This window comes from Sphingomonas sp. BK481 (assembly GCF_014194875.1).
Lineage (GTDB): Bacteria > Pseudomonadota > Alphaproteobacteria > Sphingomonadales > Sphingomonadaceae > Sphingomonas > Sphingomonas aerolata.
In genome coordinates this window covers 223904-244602 of the sequence record NZ_JACIAP010000006.1, presented here as the reverse complement: position 1 = coordinate 244602, position 20699 = coordinate 223904, and the positions used below count along the sequence as shown (strand labels likewise).

The window sequence follows — 20699 nt, the reverse complement described above, 5'->3', positions numbered from 1 at the left end:
CGCTCAGCGCGCTAAGCAGCGGACAAGGGGAACTTATCGTGCCAATTTCAGTGTCTCATCGCCTCGCCGGGATCCTTGCCGCGGTCACCAGCCTGGGCGCGTGCGTTCCCGCGGGGCGCCAGCCGATGCGTCCCGCACCGCCGCCGCTGACCGTCACGACCGTGGCGCCGGCGCCCCGGCCATCGGCGCCGACGCGGCCGTCGACCAGGCCCCAGCCCGCGGCGGACCTGCTCAACGCGGTCCAGGCGCTCGGCGCGAGCTTCAAGGGACAGGTCGGGATCACCGTGCGCGACATCGACGAGGGCTGGGTGGTGGCCTGGGACGGTGACACGCGGCGTCCGCAACAAAGCGTCAGCAAGCTGTGGGTGGCGATCGCGGTGATGGACGCCGTCGACCGCGGGCAGATTTCGCTGTCCGACCGCGTCACGCTGACGCGTGCCGACCTGACGCTGTTCCATCAGCCGATCCGCACGCTGATCGGCCCGGACGGTTATACGACGACGATCGACGAGCTGTTGCGCGGCGCGATGACGCGCAGCGACAATACCTGCAACGACGTGCTGCTGTGGCGCGTCGGCGGGCCCGCGGCGATCAACCGGATGCTCGACGCCAAGGGTGTCGAGGGCGTGACCTTCGGCCCGGGTGAACGGGTGCTGCAGGCGAAGACCGCGGGGCTCGAATGGCGGCCCGAATGGGCGGGGGGCTGGGGCTTTCTCCAGGCGCGCGCGGCGATGACCTACGAGGCGCGGGCGAAGGCGCTGAACCGCTATCTCGCGGCGCCATACGACGGTGCGTCCGCCAATGGCGTGACGCTCGGCCTGTCGCTGCTCGCGCAGGGCAAGCTGCTGAGCGCGCGCTCGACCGCGTCGCTGCTGACGCTGATGCGGTCGAGCAAGACCGGGCCGTTGCGGCTCAAATCGGGGCTGCGGCCGGGCTGGTCGCTCGCGCACAAGACCGGCACCGGGCAGGATCTGGGCAGCCTGTCGACCGGCTATAACGATATCGGACTGCTCGTCGCGCCGAACGGCCATCGCTATGCGGTCGCGGTGATGATCGCCAGCACGCGCGAGCCAATTCCGGTGCGGATGCGGCTGATGGGCGACGTGACCCGGGCCGTCGTCGCCTCGGCGGGCAATTGATCGTACCGGCCGGGCAAGGGGCCCTATCAAGCCGTTTCGGTTATAACTTTCTTTAATAAATTCATGCGATTGGGAGTTACGTCCTGAGAGCAAAGATCGTGGTACCCCTTTTCAATCTTCATTTCGAGCATTCGGGGTCGCTGGTCGCCGTTGCAGTCGGGATCTGCCTGACCGCGAGCTGGTCGGTGGCGATGCTCGCGATCGATCTCGACCGGACCGCGGCAGAGCCCGGCGAGCCGCTCGGCTGGCGGCATGCCGCGCTCGCGCTCGCCGCGGGGCTCGGCGTCTGGGCGACGCATTTCATCGCGATCCTCGCCTATCGACCCGATCTCCTGCTCCGCTACGACGTGCCGATCACGATCCTGTCCGCGCTGGTCGGCATCGCGCTGGTCGGCGTGCCGCTGGTCGCGGTCACCCGCCTGCGCCGCCGCGCCGCGCGGATCGCTGCGGCGACGATCGCGGGCGCGGGCATCTGGTGCATGCATGCGGTCGGGCTGACGGGCATGACCGATTGCGTCCACGTGTTTTCCTGGCCGACGAACATCGCCGGGCTGGTGCTCGGGACGGTGCTGATGGCGACGTGGCAGCTCCACCGCGGCTGGGCGCGGTCGCGCACCGCCGCCTGCATGCTGTTCGCGCTCGCGATCTGCACGACGCATTTCGTCGCGCTGTCGGGCGATATCGTGATCGGCAGCATCGGCGACGTGCGCGGCAGCCTGTTGTCGCCGGGCCTCGTCGCCGCCTGCATGGCGTTTGGCGTGTCGGTCACCTGCCTCGCCAGCCTGCTGACCTTCGAGCGGTTCAGGACGACGCGCGAGGAAGAGGGGCACACGCTGAGAGCGGTGCTCGAAAGCATGTCGGACGGGCTGGTGTTCATCGACGGCCATGCCCGGCTGCAGCATTTCAACCACCGGTTCCTCGAGATGTACGCGATCCCGGACGGGGCGATCGCGCCGGGCATGACGATCACCGCCTGTATCGACATCGTCGCGCGTCATCGCGGCTGGCGGCCCGAGCGGCGCGCCGAGATCCGCGCGGCGATGCAGCAATGGATCCGGACCGACGCGACGTTCGACCGCGAATGGGCGATGGACGATGGCTGCGTCTATCGGATGCAGTGCCGTCCGATGCAGTCCAAGGGCGTGGTGCTGACCTTCAACGACGTCAGCGCGGAGCGGCAGGCGCTGCGCAACCTGACGCATCTGGCCTATCATGATCCGCTGACCGGGCTGGGGAACCGCCGGTCGCTGCGCGAGCAGAAGGAGGCGCGGATCCGGATCGGCACGCCCTTCTCGCTGCTGATGATCGACCTCGACGATTTCAAGCGGATCAACGATGCCTTTGGTCACGCGGTCGGCGACCAGCTGCTGGTCCATGTCGCGGCCGAGCTGACGCGGCTGCTGCCCCAGGACAGCTTCATCGCGCGGATGGGCGGCGACGAGCTCGCGATCCTCGCCAGCGAGACAGGTGACGCGGCGGCGGCGCTCGCCGATTCGATCGTCGCGCAATTGAGCGGCGCGGTCGTCATCAACGGCTGCCGGCTGCTGCCGAGCTGCAGCATCGGCATTTCCCACTTTTCGGGCGCCTGTTCCGCCGACGACCTGATGAAGCGCGCGGACATGGCGCTGTACGAGGCCAAGCGGCTCGGGCGGCGGCGCGCGCAGGCCTATCTGCCCGGGCTCGCCGAACGGCTCGCCGAACGTCAGGGGATCGTCGACGACCTGCACGAAGCGGTCCAGACGGGCGGCTTCGCACTCGCCTTCCAGCCGGTCGTCGATCTGCTGACCGGGGGCACGACGGGCTATGAGGCGCTGATCCGCTGGAACCACCCGGTGCGCGGCTGGATCCCGCCGGGCGTCTTCATCCCGATCGCCGAGCAATGCGGGCTGGTCGAGGATATCGGCCGCTGGGTGATGATGGAGGCGTGCCGCCACCTCGCGGGCTGGTCGCCGCATCTCAACGTCGCGATCAACATTTCCGCCGCGCAGCTGAAGTCGGAAGGGCTGCTGCACAGCCTGACCCAGGCGATCCTGATCCACGGCGTCGCCCCCGAGCGGGTCGAGATCGAGATCACCGAGACGGCGCTGATCGACGATGCGGGCCGGACCGCGGTGATGCTCGACCGGATCCGCAAGCTCGGCATCAAGGTGTCGCTCGACGATTTCGGCACCGGGCAATCGTCGCTCGCGCATTTGCGCGACTTCCGTTTCGACCGGATCAAGATCGACCGCAGCTTCGTCGCCGAGGCGGCGAATGATCCGCGCTGCATGGCGGTGCTGCGCGCGACCGTCGCGATCGGCAAGGAACTGGGCGTGCTGACGCATGCCGAGGGGGTCGAGACGCGCGAACAGCTCAACGTGCTGCACGATATCGGCTGCGACGTGGCGCAGGGCTATCTGCTCGGCCGCCCGGTCGTCCCGTTCACCGATGCGACGGCGGACTTTGCCGAGCTGCCGGGGGACACGATCATCGGCGCACCCGGCGATACCGACCCGCAATCCTCGGGGGTGACGGTTACCCGGCTCGCCGCCTGAGCGTCAGACCAGCGGCGGTCCGAACACCGACCAGCCGGTCCGGTGCGCGATCATCTCGAGCGCGCGGATGCCGAGGATGCTGTTGCCGTGCTGGTCGAGATTGGGCGACCAGACCGCGATCGCCGCACGGTCGGGCACGATCGCGAGAATGCCGCCGCCGACGCCGCTCTTGGCGGGCAAGCCGACCCGCACCGCAAAATCCCCCGACCCGTCATAATGGCCGCAGGTGATCATCAGGCCGAGCACCGTGCGGTGGCGCTTGGCGACCGCGTCGGCCTCCGGGTCATCGGGCGTCCGCCGCGTCGCCGCGAGATACGCGCCCGCTTTGGCAAGGCCACGGCAATCGAGCGCGATCGCGCAGTTGCGGACATAGGCGGCCATCACCGCGTCGGGATCGGCATGGAGATTGCCGTGATGCCGCATGAAGCTCATCATCGCGCGGTTCAGGTCGCCGCCCTCCTGCTCGGACGCCATCACGTCCTCGTCGAACGTGACGGCATCGGACCCGGTCTCGCGCCCGATCAGCCGGGCGACCGCCGGATCGTCGCCGTCCTCGGGCCGGTGCTCGACCAGGATATCGACGACCGCCAGCGCGCCTGCGTTGATGAACGGGTTGCGCGGCACGCCCTTGGTCCGTTCCAGATCGACGATCGAGTTGAACGGGTCGCCCGACGGCTCTTTCCCGACGCGCGCGAAGACGTCGTCGCCGATCGCCGCGAGCGCGAGGTCGAGCGCGAACAGCTTCGAGATGCTCTGGATCGGGAATGCCGTCGTCGCCGCGCCCGCGGTCAGCAGCGTGCCCGACGTCAGCGCGACCGCGATGCCGATCGGCCCGGGCGCGGCCTCCTCCTTGCGGTCCGCCGATGCCTCGATCCGCGCGGCGTCGTCGGTGATCTCGGCGGCGATCTCGGTGATGATCTGCGCGATCGTGCTGGGCATGCGGCTCTCCTGGTGAACAGGTTGAACTCGCAGGCGGCGCGCATGATCCGTGGGCAAGGGCGCGGGGCGGCCTAGTCCAGTCGCGTCGACGTCCGCGCCGCCTGTCCCGCGGTCAGCAGGTCGCCGATCGCGCCCGCGGGTCCCGCCGCGGACAGCGCGGTCATCGCGGAGTCGAGCCGCGCCGGGTCGAAACCTCCGACCGGCGCGGTCAGCATCGCGAACACGGGCGCGGTGGGGAGCGCGGCGAAGGCGCGGGCATAGCGCCGGTTGAGCCGCGCCAAGGCGGCTTCCTGTCCGAGCATCGCATGGGCGATCGCCTGGCGCAGGACGATCGCCTGGCCCTCCGCGGACAGGCCGCCGCGCGCTCCGGGGGCGGGCAGCAGCGCGGTGCCGCTGGCGGCTAAGCCCGACCAGTCGCGCGCGTGCCAGTCGAATTCGGCGCGGATCGGCGTCGCGTCGCGGATGTCGGCGAGCGTCGCCACCGCTTCGGCGTGGCGGCCGAGCAGTTCGAGCGCGACCGCCTGGAGGCGGCGGCGCTCGTCCTGGATCGCGTCGGGATAAGGAATCATCGCGGTCTCGCGCAGCACGCGGACCGCGGCGTCGGGCGCGCCCGCCAGAATCCGCAGCGTCGCGACGCGGATCGACAGGGGGCCCTGTTCGACGTCGCGCTGTGTGGTGGACAGCCGGCGTTCGAGCAGTTCGGCGGCGCGGCGATAGAGCCCGGCCTGTTGCAGCCGGTCGGCGAGCATCCACACCACGCGGTCGCCGTCCGCGCCCGTCGGCATCAGGTCGCGGTAATCCCAGAGCAGGCCGGCGGCGGTGCCGAGCGGCATGGTCGATTGTGGCGCCACCAGTGCGACGAGATGCGCCTGGACGGTCGCCGACAGCGGCGCGGCGTCGGCGCCGACATTGCCGTAGCGCAGCAGCGCGGCGGCGGCCGCCAGCAGCGCGGGTTCGTCGCCGCGGCGGGTGGCGAGGCTCATCGCCAGCGTCAGCCCGCGGCGTTCGACCATGCCCCCCCGCCAGCGGAACAGCAGCGCCGCCAGACGCCGCGCCGCGGCCGGCGGGGCGAGCGTGCGCGCGGCCAGATCGGTCTCGATCGTGCCGAGCGTGGCTGCGGCGCGCTGTTCGGGATCGCCGGTGCGTGCGGCCAGATCGAACCAGCGACGGCTCGTCGCGGCGGCGCCGAGCGCACGGTCCGCCTCGCCGTGCAACAGCGCGGCCGCCGCGTCGGTCGCCGGGATGCGATCGAGCCAGTCGCGCGCCGGGCCAGGCCTCCCTGCGTCGATCGCCGCGCGCGCGGCAGCGAGGATGAAGGGGCGGCGCGCCTTGGCGCCACGCGCGTTCAGCGCAGGCATCGCACAGCCGAGCACGCCCAGCGCCGGCGCCGCACGACCCGCCTCCGCCAGGATCCGCATCCGCCACATACAGGTCTCGGGATCGGTCGCGAGCGCAGGGTCGTCGAGCGCCGCGATCGCCGGATCGGTCCGCCCGAGCCGCCCGAGCGCGACGCCGCGCGCGCGCCGCCACGCGGCGACCTTTGCAAGCCCGGTATCGTCGGCCGCCATCACGTCGAGCACGCCGAGCGCCTCGCCGGCGCGGTCGCGCGCGATCAGGGCGACCGCATAGCGCCAGCGTGTCGCCTGCCGCGTCGCGGGCGTGGCGGTCGCAAGCGCCGCCCAGGCCGACTGCTCGCTCATCGCGGTCCAGGCGGTGCGCGCCGGCGGCAGCGGCTGCGCGGCGAGCTCGGCGGCAAAGGGTACAGGCGCCGGGCGGGCGGGGGCGGGTGGCGACGGTTGCGCGGGCGTCGGCGTGCCCGGGTGGGGCGTGCTCGGGTGCGGCGCGCTCGGATGCGACGGTTCGGCAGCGCGCGCGGGATGCGGTCCGGCCAGCCCCGCGCCGATCGCCAGCGCGATGGCGAGGCGGATCATGCGAAGGCCAAGGTCACCGCGACCGCGGCAGCGGCGGCGGCGCCAAGGAACAGCAGCGCGAACACGATCGTCGCGACCCTGTTTCCTGCAGCGGCATGATGACCATCGACCGGTCCGGTGGTCGGCATCGGCGCGATCGCCGTTGCATCGCCGCGCCGGCGGGCGTCCGTCTCGGCACCGTTCGCGACGATCCTGACGCGCGCGGGTTTCTGATCGTGGCTCACTTGCGCTCCATCCCTCCGCTATCCTCCTATTATAGAGGCAAAGACCTGCGGATCGTCGGCATCGGCCGGCATTCGGGGCGACGTCCCGACGAAACCACAAACCGGAGCCCGAGCGATGCGCACCCGCCCTTCACCCAAGCAGATCGCGCTGCTGATCGCGGCGCTGCTGACCGCGCCAGTCATGGCGCCGGGCGCGGCGGCGTCCGAAGGGGGCGGGGCGGAAGGAGGCGGGGCGGAAGGTGAATCCGTACGGCCGTCGCCGCTGTTCGTGATGCTCGATCCACTCGACGTGCCAATCGTCGAGGGCGATCGCGCGGACGGACGGCTGAAGGTCAAGCTCGTGCTTCAGGCCGCCAATGTCGCAGGCGCGGGCGCGATCGAGACGCGTCGGCCCGAACTGCGCGAGGCGGCGCTGGTCGCGTCGATCGAATTCGCGCGGTTGCATGCCTCCGCGTCGACGCCGGTCGATGCACGACGACTGGCGCAGGACGTCTCCACGGCCCTGCGCCGGGTCGATCCGACGATCGCGGCGGTGTTGCTGGTCGAGGTGGCGGCGCGCCGCGCCTGATCGCGCTGGCGTCCGCGCGCTGCGCCGAACCCCGGCCCGGCGTGTCTCAGGCGTTGGCGTTCAGGCCGTGCCGCGTCGCGCGGGGGCGGGTCGGCAACGGGGTGACGTCGGCCACGCGTTTGGGCCTGCCGGCGCGACGGCAGGCGAAGTCTTCGATCCGCGCGCCGGTGATCCGCGGCGACAGCAGCAGCAGCGCGATGCAGTCGGCGATGTCGGGATCATGCTCGCTGCCGATCGTCTCGACGACGTCGTCGAGCGTCATGCCCGGCGCGGTCAGCGCACAGGCCGCCGCGGCGGACCACAGCGCATGCGGGTCGGTGACCGAGAGCGACAGCGAAACGCGGTAGTCCATGACCTCATCCTCTCCGGCCGTTCGTGGCTGGCCCGCCCGCCGGTTCGCTCGACCCTAGTCGAACCGGGCCGCACGGCTATTAAGGGATTACCCGTATCCAGGCGCGCCGCCGCCTGAAAACAGGCATGAAAAAACCGGGATGGCCGATCGGCCACCCCGGTTTCCACGACCCCCCGCCGATGTGCTTGGGGGACTTGGCGGGATCGTGTCTCGTACCGGCTTACCGGAACAGCGAGGTGATCGTCTGCGGTGCCTGGTTGGCGATCGACAGCGCCTGAACGCCAAGCTGCTGCTTGACCTGCAGTGCCTGCAGCTTCGCCGATTCCTTGGCCAGATCCGCGTCGACCAGCTTGCCGACGCCGCTTTCGATCGCGTCCGACAGCTTGCTGGTGAACGTCATCTGTGCGTCGATCTTGCGCGACCCCGAGCCGAGATCGCTCAGCTTGGTGTTGAGCGAGCTGCCCAGCGTGTCCAGGGTATCGACCATCGCCTTGGCCTTCGCAGCCGTGTCGATTTCCGAATCCTGGCCGAGCACGCCGGTACCCACGCCCGCGGACGCGGTTTCCGTCGCCGGCAGGTCGATTTCCTGGTTGGCGATGGAGAGCGTATCGGGATCGTAGGTGTCGGTGCCGGTTGCCTTGTTGGTCAGCGACTGCAACGCACTCACGGTGCCGCCGCCGGTCTTGAGCAGGTTCGTACCGTTGAACTCGGACGAATCGACGATCGTGCTGATCTGGTCGCGAAGGGCGGTGAAGTCCTTGTTGTACGCAGCGCGGCTCTCGTCGCTGATGCCATCGTCCGACGCCTGCTTGGCGAGCGTCTTCATCTGGTTGACGACGTCCGAGATCTGCTCTGCGCCTGCGACCGCAACGTCGGCCACGCTCTTCGCCCGGCTGAGCGAGGAGTTGACCGCCTTGAGGCCACCCAGATCGCCGCGAAGGCCCTGGGCAATCGTGAAGGCTGCCGAATCGTCCTTGGTCGATGCGACGTTCAGGCCGCTGTTGATGCGGCTCTGGACGACGGACAGACCCTTGCTGGTCTCGTTGAGGGCCTGGAGGGCCGCCATCGCGCCAACATTGGTGTTAACGGACATTCCCATGATATTCTTCCTTCTGGAATAGTCGGTCGCTTCTGCGTCCTTGAGCCGTACGGCGGCTCGCCGACGGAGCGGTCAGATCCGACCCGCTCCTTATTCTGGGAAGAAATCCGGCTAGTTGGTCGCGCTGCGCGGATTATTTGCAGCGCGGGCGCGCGCCTCAGAACGGAAACAGCGCGTCGTAGATCTGCTGGCCCCAGCGTGCCTGCTGCGCCTGCGTCAGCTGGCCGCGGCCGCCATAGCTGATCCGCGCCTCGGCGATCTGCGTGTGGCGGATGCTGTTGTCGCGGCTGATATCCTGCGGGCGGACCATGCCGGTCACGATCAGCTCGCGCAGCTCGTAATTGACGCGGATCTCCTGGCGGCCGCGGATCATCAGATTGCCGTTGGGCAGCACGTCGGTCACGATCGCCGACATCGTCATGCTGATCGTCTCGGAGCGGCTGATATTGCCCGATCCGTTGAACTGCGACTTCGAATTGCCGGCGATCAGCGGGTCGGGCGTCGCGACGCCGAGCCCGAGTGCTGCGGTCAGCCCCGCATTCTCGGAGCCGCCGCGCGTGCGTGCGGTCGTGTTGCCGACCTCGGCGCGATCCTGAACGTTGATCCGCACGGTCAGGATGTCGCCCTTGCGCGCGGCCCGCTGGTCGCCGAGAAACGCACCAGCGCCCGCGCGGAACAGCGATGCGTCGGGTGCGCCAGCGCCAGTGGCGGCGCGGCCGGGCGACGGCTCGGCTGGCCGAGCGAATCCTCGGTCAGCGGGGTGTCGACCGCGGTCATCTCGCTGAGTTTCGGCGCCTTGCCGATCGTCTTGAGCTGGCCGATCGTGCCGCAGCCCGACAGCGCGGTCGCGCCGGCGAGGATCAGGAACAATGTCGCGGGTCTGGTCATCGAAACTCTCCTCATTGCGCGGCGACGCGGACGCTGCCCGCGCCGGTGACGACGCCATCGACGCTGTGGTTCGTGGACAGCGCGACGACGCGGACGACGTCGCCCATGCCGCCCGCCGCCAGCGCCCGCGCCGCGGTGGTGATCGCAAACCCGCGCCCCTGGAGCGACAGCGTCACCGCCTCGCCGCGACGCACCAGCCGGGGCGCGACGAGATCGCCGGCGCGGACCATCGTGCCGGCGGGCAGCGCGCGCACCGCCTCGCGTCCGCTCGCCGCATCCGCCGCCAGCACGCCGCGCGCGGCGACTGCGGCCCGCGGCTGCAGTTCGAAATCGGCCGCGCTCAGGATGTCGCCGCGCGCGATCGCGCGGGTGAGCACCGCGACGGGCGTCTCGGCGGGATCCGCCGCGTGTGCCGGGAGCGCGATCCCCGATGCGAGGACGAGCGCGACGGCGATTGCCAGGCGGCTCACCGGAGCTGGCTCGAGGTCGCGAGCATCTCGTCCGCGGTCTTCACCACGCGGCTGTTCATCTCATAGGCGCGCTGCGCGGTGATCAGCGCGGTGATCTCGGACACCGGGTTGACGTTCGACGCCTCGACAAAGCCCTGCAGCGTGTCGCCAAAGCCCGGCTGGCCCGGCGCGGCGACGGTTGGCTGCCCCGACGAGGCGGTTTCGAGGAAGAGGTTGCCGCCCTGCGCCTCCAGCCCCGCCTCGTTGACGAAGGTCGCGAGCTGGATCTGGCCGACGGTCTGCAGCGCGGGATCGTTGGCGAGCTTGACCTGGACCTCGCCAGTCTTCGAGATCGCGACGTCGACCGCCTCGGGCGGGATGACGATCGCGGGTTCGACGCGGAAGCCGTCCGCGGTGACCAGCTCGCCCTGTTCGGATAGCTGGAACGATCCGTCGCGGGTGAAGCCGATCTGCCCCGAGGGCAACGTCACCTGGAAATAGCCGCGCCCCTGGATCGCGATGTCATAGCGGTTGCCGGTCTGGTTGGGCGCACCCTGTTCGGTGATGCGGTAGACGCCACCGGTCTTCACGCCCGCGCCGATCTGGATCCCGGTCGGCACCTTGGCCTGGCCGTCACCGCCCGCCGCCGAACCGGGGCGCGTTTCCTGCTGATAGAGGAGGTCCTGGAACGCCGCGCGCTGGCGCTTGAAGCCGGTGGTGTTCATGTTGGCGAACGTCAACACGCCGGGCTATGCGCGCGAGACGGTCGCATTGCAGACGGGGGTCACCGCGGGCCGCGTCAACGGCGTGGTGGTCGGCGAACCCGGCCGCGTCGCGGACAAGTTCCTCGAAGCGACCGTCTATGGCCGCAGCGGCGATGCGGGCCGTGCGGAGGTCGAGGCGGGCTATCTCGACCGGTTGCAGTCGCTGCTCGGCGCGACCGGGTCCGAATCCGCGCTGCCCGCCCGGCTCGACGCGATCGCCGCGACCGCGACCGCGATGGCGGGCGCCAATGGCGGCTCCGCGGTCACCGCGCCCTTTGTCGGCATGGTCGAGGACGCGATCGGATCGATGCGCCAGCTCGGTCGCGACGTCGACGTTCTGCGCGGCGATATCGAGGGCGAGGTCGGCGACACGGTCGAGCGGGTCAACGCGCTGCTGCGCACCGTCGACACGCTCAACGATTCGATCTCGCGGCTGCAGGGGCTGGGGCGCAGCGCGTCTGGCCCCGCGGACCGCCGCACCACCGCGCTCGAGGAGCTCAGCGCGCTGATCGGCATCACCGCGCGCGAACAGCCGAGCGGGCGGGTGACGATCGATACCGCCTCGGGCGTCCCGCTGCTCGACCAGCGGCTGCGCCAGCTTTCCTATCCCGCCAGCGGAGTCGGCAGCGCGCAGCCGGTCTATCCGACGATCGACGTGCGGTTCGCCGAGGCGGACGGCACGCTCGGCGCGGCGACCGGGACGACGCTCGACACGCCGGCGATGGGCGGGCGGCTCGGCGGGCTGCTCGACCTGCGCGACCGGCAGTTGCCGGCGTTCTCGGCGCGGGTCGAGACGCTGTTCGCGGGGCTCGCCCGGACGATCAACGCCGCGTCCAACACCGGGTCGGCGGTGCCGCCGCCCGCGACGCTCACCGGCCGCGCGACCGCGCTGACCGGTGGCGACCGGCTGGGGTTCACCGGCGCGGCGCTGATCGCGGTGACGCGGTCGGACGGCACGATGGTCGCCGGCACCACGCTCGACTTCGACGCACTCGGCGCGGCGGCAACCGTCGACGATGCGATCGCGGCGATCAATACTGGCCTTGGCGGTGCGGCGACCGCGTCGTTCGCCAACGGCACGCTCACGATCGCCGCGACCGGGGCAGGGACCGGCGTCGCCATCGCGCAGGACACCGCGCGGCCGAGTGCGCGCGCGGGGATCGGCCTGTCGCACTATTTCGGGCTGAACGACATCGTCCGCAGCGACACGAGCATGCTCGTGCCCTCGGGGTTCACCACCGCCGATCCGCATCGCTTCGCCGCCGGCGAGGCGGTCGATTTCGCCTTGCGCGATTCGTCGGGTCGGCTGGTCGCGCGCTATGCGCTGACGGGGGCGACGGGGCCGAGCTATGGCGACCTGATCGACGAGCTCAACGCCAGCCCGCTCGGCGGCTATGGCCAGTTCGCGCTCGACGATGCCGGGCGCCTGCGGTTCTCGGCTACCCGCGCCGAATCGGGGGCGATGCTCTCGGTCCTGTCCGACACGACCGACCGCGGCGGCACCGGGCGCGGCTTTGCGGCGATCACCGGGCTGGGCGCGGCGGGGGCGGGGCTCGACAGCGCCGGGGTCCGCCGCGACGTGCTCGCCGACCCGACCCGCCTCCCGCTCGCCCGGCTTCAGCCCGTCGCGGTGGGGGCCAAGGCGCTCGGGCCGAGCGATCGGCGCGGCGCGACCGCGCTGGTTGATGCGCTGGCGAGCGCGGTCGATCTCGGCGATGCGGGGACGATGACGATCGCGCGCTTTTCCGCGGTCGTGCTGGGCGATGCGGGATCCGCCGCGTCGCGCGCCACCGATCGCGCGGACCAGATGGGCGCACGCCGCGACGACGCGATCAACCGCCGCGACAGCGTCTCGGGCGTCAATATCGACGAGGAGCTCGGCCAGATGGTCGTGCTCCAGAACAGCTACGCCGCCGCCGCGCGCGTCATGACCACCGCGAGCGAGATGTACGAAACGCTTCTCGGCATGATCAGATAGGACCAGCATCGATGACCCGCATCGCCACCATCCCGCTCCAGCGGACGCTGACCGACGCGGTCCAGAAGGCGCAGCAGCGGCTCGCGCAGACGCAGCTGCAGCTCAATTCGGGCAAGAAGGCGAAGGACCTCGCCGATCTCGGCAGCGCCGCGGTCCGCACTTTGTCCGCGCGCAGTGCGCTGTCGATGCAGGCGGCGCAGAGTGCGGCGACGACCCGGCTCGGCACGATCTTGTCGCTGTACGAGGCCAATATCACCGCGATCGACACGATCGCCGGCGATCTCCGGACACAGCTGATGACCGCGGTCGGCACCGGCGCGACGCCCGCGCTCGGCAGCGCGATCGAAAGCGCCTTCAGCCAGTTCCGCTCCGCGCTCAACGCGACCGACGGCAGCGAGCCGCTGTTCGCCGGCGCGCAGGGCGACGCGATCCCGTTCAAGCCCGCGACGCTCGCCGAGACCGCGGGCACGACGACGCAGGCCGCATTCGGCAATGACGACGTCCGCGCCTCGGCGTCGATCGGCGGCGGCGCGACGCTGACCTACGGCGTCACCGCGAGCGAGCTCGGCGACGGCGTGCTCGCCGCGTTCCGGACGCTGGCCGAGGCCGGGCCGATCGGCGCCAGCCCCAGCGCAGGTCAGGCCGCGGCGCTCAAGACCGCGATCGCGCAGCTTGACGCCGCCTTGCCGCAGGTCCGCGGGCTCAACGCCGCCAACGGCCTCCGCCAGGCGCAGATCGAGACGCTCGGCGCGCGCGCGGCCGATCGCGCCGCGCTGCTCGAGAAGATCGTCTCGGACAATGAGGATGCGGATTACGGCCAGATCTCGATGGACCTGATGCAGCGCAAGACGATGCTCGAGGCGAGCTATTCGGTGTTCGGCAAGGTCGCCGGCCTCAGCCTCGTCGCCTATCTGCGCTGACGCCGGCGGCTCGGGCACCCGGCGCCGCAGCGGTTGCGCCTGCCGCCTGCGCGAATTACGGCGAGCTTTTCCCGTTCGGTCCGGAGACCTCCCCTTGAGCACGCCTACCTATGACGTCGTCGCGATCGGCAATGCCATCGTCGACATTCTGAGCACCGCCGACGACGCCTTCATCGCCGAGATCGGTGTTGCCAAGGGCTCGATGCAGCTGATGTTCTCGTCCGAAGAAGCCGACGCGCTCTACGCCAAGATGGGGCCGGGCATGGAAATCTCGGGCGGATCGGCCGCCAACACCGTCGCCGGCGTCGCTGCGCTCGGCGGCAAGTGCGGTTTCATCGGCCAGGTCGCCGACGACCAGCTCGGCCAGGTCTTCGCGCATGACGTGCGCAGCATCGGCATCGAGTTCGCGACCCCGGTCCGCGCCGGCGACCCGACCACCGGCCGCTGCCTGATCTTCGTGACGCCCGATGGCCAGCGGACGATGAACACCTTCCTCGGCGCGGGCCAGTATCTGCCCGCCGCGGCGATCGACACCGCGATGATCGCCGACAGCGCGATCCTGTATCTCGAGGGCTATCTCTGGGATCCCGAAGAGCCGCGCGCCGCGATGCGCGCCGCGATCGATTGCGCGCGTGGCGCCGGCCGCAAGGTCGCCTTCACGCTCAGCGACGTGTTCTGCATCTCGCGCCACGGCGGCGATTTCCGCCAGCTGCTGTCGGACGGCCTGATCGACATCCTGTTCGCCAATGAGAGCGAGCTCGCGGCGCTTGCCGAGACCGAGGATTTCGACGCGGCAGTCGCGAAGATCTCGGCCCAGGTCCCGACCCTGGTCGTCACCCGCGGCGAACACGGTGCCTGCGCGATCCAGACCGGCACGCGCGCCGAAGTGAAGGCCGAGCCGATCGCCAAGGTCGTCGACACGACCGGCGCGGGCGACCTGTTCGCGGCGGGCTTCCTCCACGGCCAGGCACAGGGTCACGACCTCCACGCCTCGCTCAAGCTCGGCGCGGTCTGCGCGGCCGAGATCATCAGCCATGTCGGCGCCCGCCCGATGGTCGACATGAAGGCGCTGGCCGCCAAGCATATCGGCTGACGAACCGAACCGTCATTCCCGCGCAGGCGGGAACCCATACTGGCCGGCCGCGCGATAGACTCGCAACCGCTGGAGGATAGGGATCCCCGCCTTCGCGGGGATGACGCGTTCGGTACTACGCACAAAAAAAGGGCCGCGGGAGTTTCCTCCCGCGGCCCTTTTTTGCGTCCCGTCTCAGTGGCTGCCCGGGGGCGCCATGTCGATCGGCTCGCCGCCATCGGCCATCCCGCGCCCGAGATAGCTCTTGCGGTAGCCATAGAGGAAATAGATCACGAGCCCGACCGCGCCCCAGATCGGCAGCACCGCCATCGCCTCGTAGGGAAGCGAGAAGTACAGCCCGATGCAGCCGACGATCGTCAGCGGCGCGACGATCCAGGCCGCCGGCGTGCGGAACGGACGATGCCGGTTGGGCTCACGCTTGCGCAGGATCAGCAGCGCGATCGCGACCATCATGAACGCGTAGAGCGTGCCCGCATTGGCGATGTCCGCGAGCTGCCCGACCGGCAGGAACGCGGCGGCGAACGCAACGAACACGCCGGTGATCGCGGTGACGATATGCGGCGTCTTCCACTTGGGATGCACGCGGCTGAGCACTTCGGGCAGCAGGCCGTCGCGGCTCATCACGAAGAAGATGCGCGTCTGGCCGAACATCAGGATCAGGATCACCGACGGCAGCGCAAGACCGGCGGCATAGCCCATCCAGTTGCCGACATTGGCATAGCCGACCTGACGCAGGACATGCGCCAGCGCCTCGTTGGAGCAGACCAGCGCCTGCGCGTTGGCGGGGATCAGACAGGCGCGGGCGAGTTCGGCCGACCCGGTGGTGAACGGCACGCCGTCGGCGCCGAACAGCGGCTGTCCGCCGATCGTGCCGATCGCGCCCGCTGCGACCAGCATGTAGAACACGGTGCAGATGCCGAGCGAGGCGATCAGCCCGATCGGCACGTTGCGCTGCGGATCCTTGGTCTCCTCGGCCGCGGTCGAGACCGCGTCGAAGCCGACATAGGCGAAGAAGATCGTCGCCGCCGCGCCGACCACGCCCAGCCCGTTGCTGCCGAGGATGCCGGTGGGGAGGAACGGCTCGAAATTGCTGCCATGTGTCTTGGGCAGCGTCAGCGCGACGAACGCGGTCAGCGCGACGACCTTGATCGTCACCAGCACCGCGTTGACGCGCGCGCTCTCGGTCGTGCCGATCATCAGCAGCCAGGTGATCAGCAGCGAGATGACGACCGCGGGCAGGTTGATGAACCCGCCGGGCATGTACGGCCCGTGCGACAGCCAGGTCGGGAGTGTTATCCCGAACGTCTCGTGCAATATCGAGCCCGCGAAATAGCCGGACCAGCCGACCGACACGGCGCTCGCGGCCACCGCATATTCGAGGATCAGCGCCCATCCGACCGTCCAGGCGAGCAGCTCGCCCATGACCGAATAGGTGTAGGTATAGGCGGAGCCCGCGACCGGGGCCATCGCCGCGATCTCGGCATAGCAGAGCGCGGCGACGACGCAGACCGCGCCGGCGACGACGAAGCTCAGGATCATGCCCGGCCCGGCCTTCTGCGCGGCGGCGGAGGTCAGCACGAAGATACCCGTGCCGATCACGCAACCGATGCCGAGCATGGTTAGCTGGAACGCGCCCAGCGATCGGTGGAGCGATTTCTTCTCCGCCGTCGCCAGAATGGCGTCCAGTGACTTAACGCGACCAAAAATCAATTCGGTTCCCCCCGGGGGTTGTGAGGGCCGGTTCACTGGCCCCCTTGCTCAAGCCGGGAAGCCTAATGGCAATTTTATCACGCGCAATCCTTTAGTGGCGGAAAGCCGCGCTATCCGGCCAGCATCGGGCCAAGCGGACGCCCGCCAAAGACATGAACGTGCAGGTGCGGCACCTCCTGATGCCCGTGCTGGCCGATGTTCGCGAGCAGGCGATAGCCCGGCTCGACCAGCCCCGCGGCGCGCGCGACCGTCCCGACCGCGCGGATGAACCCGGCGATCTCCGCATCGCCCGCACGCGCGGAGAAATCGTCCCACGAGACATAGGCGCCCTTGGGGATCACCAGCAGATGCGTCGGCGCCTGCGGGTTGATGTCGTGGAACGCGATCGCGAAGTCGTCGTCATACACCCGCCTCGACGGAATCTCGCCGCGCAGGATCTTCGCGAAGATGTTCTGGTCGTCATAGGGCTGGGTGGCGTCGATCGGCATGGGGCTTGCTCCTTTTCAGGCATCCTACCAACCTTCGTCATCCCCGCGAAGGCAGGGATCCATATCCTCGGCGGATCGCGATCAATCCGCGTGGCCAGCCAGTCTGGAGTCCCGCCTCCGCAGGAATGACGGAGGTGGCGGGTCAGCCGGTCCGCGCCGCCTTCTCGACCAACCCGCCGACTCCTTCGCGCCGCTCCAGCTCGGCCCGCACATCGTCGAGGCTCAGCCCGGCGTCCGCCAGCAGCACCGCGAGATGGAACATCAGGTCGGCGGCCTCGGGGACGATGCTCGCCTCGTCGCCCGAACACGCCGCGATCACCGTCTCGACCGCTTCCTCGCCGAGCTTCTGCGCGATCTTGGGGCGGCCGCGCGCGAACAGGCTGGCGGTGTAGGAGGTGTCGGCGGGCGAATCGCGGCGCGCGCGGATGGTCGCCTCCAGGCGATCGAAAACGGGGTCTGCCATGCCGTGCGTGCTGACGCAGGCGTGCGGGCGGGTCAATCCTTTGCGCGCGGCGGCCGCTTCAGGAACCGCTTGCGCAGCGCGCGGCGGACCAGCCAGACGCCGATCGCGGCGACCGCGAACAGCGCGATGTCCGACGTCTCGGGGCCGGTGCGCGGATGCACCACGCCGCTATGTCCCGACTGCACCGCGACCAGCGGCAGCGTCGCCATGCCGGTCAGGCCGACCGCAAGGGGGTCCGCACCGGGATCCCCGCAGCCGCCAGCGCGGCATGCGCGTCGCCGATCGACGCCTGCCCGAAATGGAAGATCGATGCGGCCAGCACCGCGCTGGCATGCCCGTCGCGGATCCCGGCGACCAGATCGTCGAGCCCGCCGACCCCGCCGCTTGCCACGATGGGCACCGCCACGCGGTCGGCGATCGCGCGGATCAGGTCGAGGTCATAGCCGCTGCGCGTCCCGTCCCGGTCCATCGAGGTGACGAGCAGCTCGCCCGCGCCGAGGTCGGCGAGCCTCACCGCATGCGCGATCGCATCGATCCCGGTCGCCCGCCGGCCGCCATGCGTGAACACTTCCCAACCTTCGCCCGAGCGCCGCGCGTCGACGCTCGCGACGCAGCACTGGCTGCCGAAGCGCTCGGCGATATCGGCGACGAGTTCGGGTCGCTCGACCGCGGCGGAGTTGACCGCAACCTTGTCCGCGCCCGCCAGCAACAGCGCGCGCGCATCGTCCGCGGTTCGCACGCCGCCGCCGACCGTCAGCGGCATGAAGCACACCGCCGCGGTCCGCCGCACGACGTCGAGGATCGTGCCCCGGCCCTCATGGCTCGCGCCGATGTCGAGAAAGCACAATTCGTCCGCCCCGGCGGCGTCATAGGCGCGCGCCTGCTCGACCGGATCGCCCGCGTCGCGCAGCTCGACGAAGTTCACGCCCTTCACGACGCGGCCATCGGCGACGTCGAGACACGGGATCACGCGCGCGCGGACGGTCATGCGGGGTCTCGAAGAAGTGGTTCACGCGGAGACGCGGAGACGCGGAGACGCGGCGGAGCCGCTAAGAAGGCTATTTCGCGCAGAGGCGCAGAGGGCGCAGAGAAGAGAGAGAAGCGCGTGCCTGCAGCAGCATGTAGGACTCCATCGCTTGCGAGGATGGAGGGACCGCTGACGCGGTCGGCTCTGCGTCCTCTGCGCCTCTGCGCGAAACCACTATCTCCGCGGCTCCGCGTCTCCGCGTGAACCCTCATGCCGCCTTCGCCACGCTCAACGCCGCCGCAAGGTCGAGCCGCCCGTCGTACAACGCCCGCCCCGTGATAACGCCCTCGACGCCATCACGGACATGCAGCGCCAGCACGTGAATTTCGGCGATCCCCTTCACCCCGCCGCTAGCGATCACCGGAATGTCGACCGACCGCGCCAGGTCGACCGTCGCCTCGACGTTGCAGCCCTTGAGCATCCCGTCGCGCCCCACATCGGTGAACAGCAACGACGCCACGCCCGCATCCTCGAACCGCCGCGCGAGATCGACCGCGCTGGTGGTCGAAACGTCGGCCCAGCCCTTGGTCGCGACCATGCCGTCCTTCGCATCGACCGCGACGACGATCCCGCCGGGGAAATCCTTCGCCACGCCGCGCACGAAGTCGGGATCCTCGAGCGCCGCGGTGCCGATCACGACCCGCGACACGCCCAGATCGAACCAGCCCTCGACATTGGCACGCGTGCGGATCCCGCCGCCCAGCTGCACATGCCCCGGAAACTGCGAAACGATCGCGCGCACCGCGTCGCCATTGACCGAAGCCCCAGCAAACGCGCCGTCGAGATCGACGACGTGCAGATGCTCGGCACCTGCATCTGCGAACAGCATCGCCTGCGCCGCGGGATCGTCACCATAGACGGTCGCGCGGTCCATATCGCCCTCGGCGAGGCGGACGACTTGCCCTGCCTTGAGGTCGATCGCGGGGAAAACGATAAGGCTCACGGCCGCCACTCCAGAAAACGTTCAAGCAAGGCCAGGCCGTAGCGCTGGCTCTTCTCAGGGTGAAATTGCACGCCGATCATCGTGTCGCGGCCGATCGCCGCGGTGACGGGGCCGGCATGATCGGTGGTCGCAAGCACATCGGCGCCTTCGAAGCCGAAGCTGTGCAGGAAATAGGCCTCGCCCGGCGCGATCAGCGTATGCGCGCGGGCCGGCACGACGTCGTTCCAGCCCATATGCGGCACCTTCGCGTCCATCGTCCCCGGCTCGAGCCGCCGCACGCGCCCCGGCACCCAGCCGAGCCCGGCATGCGTCCCCATTTCCTCGCCCGCGTCCGCCATCAGCTGCATGCCGACGCAGATGCCGAGGAACGGCGCGCCCTCGTCGCGCACGCGCCGGTTCAGCGCCTCGACCATTCCCGGCACCGCACGCAACGCCGCCGCGCACGCGCCATACGCGCCGACGCCGGGCAGCACGATCCGGTCGGCCTTCGCGACGACGTCCGCGTCGGCGGTGACGATCAGGTCGCTACAGCCCGCGGTGCGCAGCGCGTTCTCGACCGAATGCAGGTTCCCCGCGCCGTAATCGATCAGCGCGAGCGTCACAGTATCCCCTTGGTCGACGGAATAGCGTCGGCCTTGCGCGGGTCGATCTCGATCGCGGTGCGCAGCGCGCGCGCGACGCCCTTGAACGCGGCCTCGGCGATATGGTGGTTGTTGGTGCCGTACAGCGTCTCGACGTGCAGCGTAATGCCCGCGGCCTGCGCGAAGCTGTGGAAGAAATGCTCGAACATCTCGGTGTCCATGCCGCCCAGCCGGCTCTGCGAGAACAGGTCCTTCCAGACGAGCCAGGGCCGTCCGGAGATATCGAGCGCGACCCGCGTGAGAGTCTCGTCCATCGGCGACAGCGCATCGCCGTATCGCGCGATGCCCCGCTTGTCGCCGAGCGCCTGCGCGAACGCCTGGCCGATCGCGATGCCGGTATCCTCGACGGTGTGATGCTCGTCGATATGCAGGTCGCCCTTGGTGCGGACGTGCAGGTCGATCAGCGAATGGCGCGAGAGCTGCTCGAGCATGTGGTCGAAGAAGCCGACGCCGGTCTCGACGTCGTAAACGCCGGTCCCGTCGAGGTTGATGGTGACGTCGATCGCCGTCTCGGCGGTGGAGCGGGAAATCGTGGCGGTGCGCATGCCA

21 protein-coding genes and 1 pseudogene are annotated in these 20699 nt (G+C 69.9%); 6 read left to right on the top strand and 16 right to left on the bottom strand.

Translation table 11 applies throughout. The features are described from left to right. Positions 1 to 38: 38 nt before the first annotated feature. Together FHY04_RS13845 and FHY04_RS13840 are read left to right on the top strand one after the other, a co-directional pair. Entirely contained in the window at positions 39 to 1139 is a 1101-nt protein-coding gene (locus FHY04_RS13845) for a serine hydrolase (RefSeq protein WP_311724903.1), read from the top strand. 98 nt (positions 1140 to 1237) lie between these two features. Beyond that, on the top strand, positions 1238 to 3673 hold the full coding sequence (locus FHY04_RS13840; RefSeq protein WP_183936843.1) for an EAL domain-containing protein: 2436 nt from the start codon (positions 1238 to 1240) through the stop codon (positions 3671 to 3673). Positions 3674 to 3676: 3 nt separating this feature from the next. On the opposite strand, the gene glsA is transcribed toward FHY04_RS13840, so the two are convergent. From glsA to FHY04_RS13825, 3 genes are all read right to left on the bottom strand, one after another. Further along, positions 3677 to 4612, bottom strand: coding sequence for a glutaminase A (gene glsA, locus FHY04_RS13835; protein WP_183936842.1), 936 nt, complete (start codon positions 4610 to 4612; stop codon positions 3677 to 3679). A gap of 71 nt (positions 4613 to 4683) precedes the next feature. Continuing rightward, on the bottom strand, positions 4684 to 6543 hold the full coding sequence (locus FHY04_RS13830; RefSeq protein WP_183936841.1) for a hypothetical protein: 1860 nt from the start codon (positions 6541 to 6543) through the stop codon (positions 4684 to 4686). Then, positions 6540 to 6767, bottom strand: coding sequence for a hypothetical protein (locus tag FHY04_RS13825; protein ID WP_056408817.1), 228 nt, complete (start codon positions 6765 to 6767; stop codon positions 6540 to 6542). The genes FHY04_RS13830 and FHY04_RS13825 overlap by 4 nt, the downstream gene beginning before the upstream one ends. A gap of 115 nt (positions 6768 to 6882) precedes the next feature. Here FHY04_RS13825 and FHY04_RS13820 point away from each other — a divergent pair, with 115 nt between their 5' ends. Beyond that, positions 6883 to 7335, top strand: a complete 453-nt coding sequence (locus FHY04_RS13820; protein ID WP_183936840.1) for a hypothetical protein — start codon at positions 6883 to 6885, stop codon at positions 7333 to 7335. A 46-nt stretch (positions 7336 to 7381) separates the two neighbouring features. Here the strand turns inward: FHY04_RS13820 and FHY04_RS13815 are convergent, their stop codons facing one another. The 5 genes and pseudogenes from FHY04_RS13815 to flgG all read right to left on the bottom strand — a co-directional run bounded on the left by FHY04_RS13815 (position 7382) and on the right by flgG (position 10848). Beyond that, entirely contained in the window at positions 7382 to 7687 is a 306-nt protein-coding gene (locus FHY04_RS13815) for a hypothetical protein (RefSeq protein ID WP_183936839.1), read from the bottom strand. A gap of 220 nt (positions 7688 to 7907) precedes the next feature. After that, positions 7908 to 8786, bottom strand: a complete 879-nt coding sequence (locus tag FHY04_RS13810) for a flagellin (protein WP_031395278.1) — start codon at positions 8784 to 8786, stop codon at positions 7908 to 7910. A gap of 157 nt (positions 8787 to 8943) precedes the next feature. After that, positions 8944 to 9674: pseudogene (gene flgH, locus FHY04_RS13805) on the bottom strand (flagellar basal body L-ring protein FlgH). Positions 9675 to 9685: 11 nt separating this feature from the next. Beyond that, on the bottom strand, positions 9686 to 10144 hold the full coding sequence (flgA, locus tag FHY04_RS13800; protein ID WP_183936838.1) for a flagellar basal body P-ring formation chaperone FlgA: 459 nt from the start codon (positions 10142 to 10144) through the stop codon (positions 9686 to 9688). Beyond that, entirely contained in the window at positions 10141 to 10848 is a 708-nt protein-coding gene (gene flgG / locus FHY04_RS13795) for a flagellar basal-body rod protein FlgG (protein WP_166747205.1), read from the bottom strand. The genes flgA and flgG overlap by 4 nt, the downstream gene beginning before the upstream one ends. On the opposite strand from flgG, the gene FHY04_RS13790 reads away from it, so the two are divergent. The 3 genes from FHY04_RS13790 (at position 10847) to FHY04_RS13780 (ending at position 14878) form a co-directional block, all read left to right on the top strand. Continuing rightward, positions 10847 to 12865 (top strand): FlgK family flagellar hook-associated protein, encoded by a 2019-nt coding sequence (locus FHY04_RS13790; RefSeq protein ID WP_183936837.1) that lies wholly within the window; start codon positions 10847 to 10849, stop codon positions 12863 to 12865. The two genes, flgG and FHY04_RS13790, sit on opposite strands and share 2 nt — an antisense overlap. Before the next feature lie 11 nt (positions 12866 to 12876). After that, positions 12877 to 13785, top strand: a complete 909-nt coding sequence (locus FHY04_RS13785; RefSeq protein WP_183936836.1) for a flagellin — start codon at positions 12877 to 12879, stop codon at positions 13783 to 13785. Between the two features lie 94 nt (positions 13786 to 13879). Continuing rightward, a complete protein-coding gene (locus tag FHY04_RS13780) occupies positions 13880 to 14878 on the top strand; it encodes an adenosine kinase (protein ID WP_183936835.1) in 999 nt (332 codons plus the stop codon). Positions 14879 to 15052: 174 nt separating this feature from the next. Here FHY04_RS13780 and FHY04_RS13775 read toward each other — a convergent pair whose 3' ends face one another. From FHY04_RS13775 to hisB, 8 genes are all read right to left on the bottom strand, one after another. Beyond that, a complete protein-coding gene (locus FHY04_RS13775) occupies positions 15053 to 16588 on the bottom strand; it encodes an amino acid permease (RefSeq protein WP_056408830.1) in 1536 nt (511 codons plus the stop codon). Between the two features lie 110 nt (positions 16589 to 16698). After that, a complete protein-coding gene (locus FHY04_RS13770) occupies positions 16699 to 17076 on the bottom strand; it encodes a histidine triad nucleotide-binding protein (protein ID WP_031394258.1) in 378 nt (125 codons plus the stop codon). A gap of 142 nt (positions 17077 to 17218) precedes the next feature. After that, positions 17219 to 17539 (bottom strand): phosphoribosyl-ATP diphosphatase, encoded by a 321-nt coding sequence (locus FHY04_RS13765; RefSeq protein ID WP_031394257.1) that lies wholly within the window; start codon positions 17537 to 17539, stop codon positions 17219 to 17221. Positions 17540 to 17571: 32 nt separating this feature from the next. Continuing rightward, a complete protein-coding gene (locus FHY04_RS13760) occupies positions 17572 to 17748 on the bottom strand; it encodes a hypothetical protein (protein WP_183936834.1) in 177 nt (58 codons plus the stop codon). Between the two features lie 5 nt (positions 17749 to 17753). Further along, positions 17754 to 18527 (bottom strand): imidazole glycerol phosphate synthase subunit HisF, encoded by a 774-nt coding sequence (gene hisF / locus FHY04_RS13755; protein WP_183936833.1) that lies wholly within the window; start codon positions 18525 to 18527, stop codon positions 17754 to 17756. Between the two features lie 247 nt (positions 18528 to 18774). Then, a complete protein-coding gene (gene hisA, locus FHY04_RS13750) occupies positions 18775 to 19509 on the bottom strand; it encodes a 1-(5-phosphoribosyl)-5-[(5-phosphoribosylamino)methylideneamino]imidazole-4-carboxamide isomerase (protein WP_056680627.1) in 735 nt (244 codons plus the stop codon). Then, complete coding sequence (hisH, locus tag FHY04_RS13745; protein WP_183936832.1) at positions 19506 to 20111, bottom strand: imidazole glycerol phosphate synthase subunit HisH; 606 nt, start codon at positions 20109 to 20111, stop codon at positions 19506 to 19508. Before hisH ends, hisA begins: the two co-directional genes overlap by 4 nt. Further along, positions 20108 to 20695 (bottom strand): imidazoleglycerol-phosphate dehydratase HisB, encoded by a 588-nt coding sequence (gene hisB / locus FHY04_RS13740; RefSeq protein WP_107931520.1) that lies wholly within the window; start codon positions 20693 to 20695, stop codon positions 20108 to 20110. The genes hisH and hisB overlap by 4 nt, the downstream gene beginning before the upstream one ends. Between the last annotated feature and the right edge of the window lie 4 nt (positions 20696 to 20699).